A 2,568-nucleotide genomic window follows, 5' to 3' on the forward strand; every position below is an offset into this window, starting at 1 on the left:
ACCTCTATTTTAGATTTTTGTGGCATAAAAATACTCCCTTCATGATGAACAGTGTTTGTTATTTCACTGTCTCTCATAAAGGGAGCATATCACAAGCCGGTGGATGCTTATTGTTTATGAAAACCATTCGAACAGACTCGGCCTTATTTCCAATCTCTCTTTTACTTAAAGAAAATCCAAAAAATGACGATATATTATTGGGAATTATATATTTTGTAGGGAGCTAGAAATGAGTACGAAGAAAAAGGCTGTATATTTAATTTCGGTAGTCATCCTTATCACGGCGGCAGCTTTGGTGACCCTGTATGTTATCAATAGCAGGACAATATCCGCATCCGATTACAGCAAGCTTTCCTGGACGCAGTCCTATCAGAAACTGAATGAAAAAATGTCCAGGGAGTACGCGTTTACACAATGGAAGAGTATTGACTGGAAGAGGATTTATGATAAGTATCTTCCCGCGGTAAGAGCGGCCCAGTCCAAAAACTCATTTGAAGATTATTATATTGCTCTTCGTTCCTATCTAAATGAAATTCCAGACGGTCATGTACGGATGAACAATATTGCTGATATTGACAACAAGTACATAGGCTGTGGCTTTGGGCTGACCGTCGGAAAACTGGATGACGGGAAAATTATAGTGACATGGGTCGATGAATCTGGTCCTGCCTATGCCGCAGGAATCAGGGCGGGAGATGAGCTGACCGAATGGAACGGGCAGGTTGCCACAAAAGCGGTTGAAGATGTCTCCACGGTTTTTACCGGAAACTCGGCAACGAACGAAAATCTTCAACAGAAAAAACTGGCATATCTTGTGCGTGCCATCGATGGTACAAAAGTCAGCCTAGTAGTTATTACCCCAAGTGGCGCTCAATTATCTGCAACCCTGACTGCTTATGACGACAACGGGTTATCGCTGCAAAAGGGCTACCCCAATTCTGTGCTCTCTGATAAGATTAGAAATATGTATCTCGGCAATGAAGACTCTAACCCTGTGCCAGAATCCATTGTTGAGGAAAAGATATTAGATGGGAACATTATGTATATAAAACTGTGGGCTGAGCTCGATGCTGATCTACGGCAGACAGGGAAGACCGAATCAACTTTTGGCCTGATGCAAAAAGCGATTGCTGATGCCAATCAACGCAAATGCACTAGTATGATTTTAGATATTCGCAACAACCTGGGCGGCCTTGATTCTATGACAGCCGATATTTTAGGGCTATTCTATCCTCAAAAAACGCTATACGAATACCAGAAAACTTATGGAACAAGCCATTTAGAGAGTCTCTATATTCGGCCAGCGGAACAGCAGTTTACGGGAAAAATTATTGCATTAATCAACTTAAAATGTGTAAGCTGCGGTGAAGGACTGGCGATGGGAATCAAGAATCTGCCCAACGGCAAGACCATGGGATATTATGGTACCAGTGGCTCGTTTGGGCTTGCCGGGGATGAGGTTAAAATGCCGGGCGGAATCACGGTGGAATTCCCGTACGGGCAATCATTGGATGAGAACAGAGTTGTTCAGCTTGATAGCAGAAATGGTATCGGTGGCGTAAGCCCATCCATTCGGGTGCCAATGACAAAGCAGAATGCCCTCAGGGCAGCCAATGGGGAAGATGTGGAACTATGTGAGGCGGTCTCATTACTCACGGTAAAATGACCACTAAACTTTTTAAGTGTGATTGAACAGCAACAATAAAACGCAGTATTAGATGCTCTTGTAAGATCGCATAGAGACAATAGAACTAATGACCTTAAATAATTCACTTATTACGGCAACCAGCGAAGATTCCTAAAAAATAGAAATAAGCCACTTTTCAGATTCTGAAAAGTGGCTTATTTATGCGGTTTGTTTGGTGGAGATAAGCGGGATCGAACCGCTGACCTCTTGAATGCCATTCAAGCGCTCTACCACTTGTAATGTATGTACTACCCCCCAAATGCCGTATAAACGCCATTATCATTAAAAATATTGCTATCATCAGGTTTAATTAAAATCGAGTTAATACTTCTTTTAGAGAAAATTGGCAACTATAGTCGTATATATCAAAAGTGCATATAGTCAAGGAATATGGGCACAACTGAATAACTTATATTTATACGATATGCCGTATAATATTACAATATGCATTATTCCTGATATTAAAGCCATTAGCAGACAGTAGATGGAATTCGTCAATGTGAACTTGTCTACTTCATATCAAAACGAAGCTCTACTGATTGGCAATGTTTTAAATCTTGTCACTAAGAAACGCTATTGGGAGAAACCAACATACGATTCTCTCACGGCTGCCCTGTACAATCTGAAAGCACAGATTGTACAGCTTGGTATCAAAAAACTCGCCATTCCACGCATAGGCTGCGGACTGGATCACCTTAAATGGGAAAGGGTTAAGCAAATCATCTGCACCGTTTTCTATGATACGGACATAGAAATACTGGTTTGCAATATCTAGCAGAAAGCCGAGGGAAACCTCGGTCAGATTACTGACAAAACCCGCCCTTTTCCGGCGGGTTTTGTGTATGTAGGCAAAAATAGCAGGCAACGTTTTACGGATTGCA

General features: G+C 41.8%; 3 protein-coding genes. All 3 read left to right on the top strand.

All coding sequences use genetic code 11. The features are described from left to right. The coding region (locus BLR50_RS14625) for a hypothetical protein (protein WP_205408723.1) at positions 1-227 on the top strand (227 nt) is incomplete at its 5' end. A gap of 2 nt (positions 228-229) precedes the next feature. Next, entirely contained in the window at positions 230-1,666 is a 1,437-nt protein-coding gene (locus tag BLR50_RS14180) for a S41 family peptidase (protein WP_092643803.1), read from the top strand. A gap of 505 nt (positions 1,667-2,171) precedes the next feature. Then, positions 2,172-2,462 carry a macro domain-containing protein gene (locus BLR50_RS14185; protein ID WP_092643806.1) on the top strand — a complete coding sequence of 97 codons (291 nt, stop codon included), beginning with the start codon at positions 2,172-2,174 and terminating at the stop codon, positions 2,460-2,462. Positions 2,463-2,568: the final 106 nt, after the last annotated feature.

Origin of the sequence: Acetanaerobacterium elongatum, assembly GCF_900103835.1 — a bacterium.
In the GTDB taxonomy this organism is placed as follows: Bacteria; Bacillota; Clostridia; order Oscillospirales; family Ruminococcaceae; genus Acetanaerobacterium; species Acetanaerobacterium elongatum.

Bases quoted from the DNA above. Each gene is read 5' to 3' on its own strand.
- BLR50_RS14180 (WP_092643803.1), top strand. From the start codon at position 230: ATGAGTACGAAGAAAAAGGCTGTATATTTAATTTCGGTAGTCATCCTT.
- BLR50_RS14185 (WP_092643806.1), top strand. From the start codon at position 2,172: ATGGAATTCGTCAATGTGAACTTGTCTACTTCATATCAAAACGAAGCT.